General features: G+C 66.7%; 1 protein-coding gene. It reads right to left on the bottom strand.

The window, feature by feature from the left end; genetic code table 11:
* Window positions 1-255 (bottom strand): hypothetical protein (locus PZA18_RS24740; RefSeq protein ID WP_284103536.1); only part of this gene is annotated, 255 nt, incomplete at both ends.

Consider the following 255-nt stretch of genomic DNA (forward strand, 5'->3'; position numbering starts at 1 on the left):
CGCTGGCGGCGACGTTCTTCCAGCTGAAGCTGTCTTGCAGGCCGATCGCGCTGGCGACGGCCTGGGTCATGGTGGTGGCAGCCAGTTGGGCCATCATCCGCGCATACGTATCCGCCTGGTAGGCGCCATCCACGTATTTGCTGACGCCGGCCGTAATCCCGGCCATGGCCACGGCTTTCCAGTCGAATTTGTTGGTCATGCCGATGGCGTTGGCGGTGGCCTGGCCAGCAGCAGCGCCGGCGGCGGCGGAGAGGC

The sequence above is a fragment of the Parachitinimonas caeni genome, assembly GCF_030129945.1.
Lineage (GTDB): Bacteria > Pseudomonadota > Gammaproteobacteria > Burkholderiales > Chitinimonadaceae > Parachitinimonas > Parachitinimonas caeni.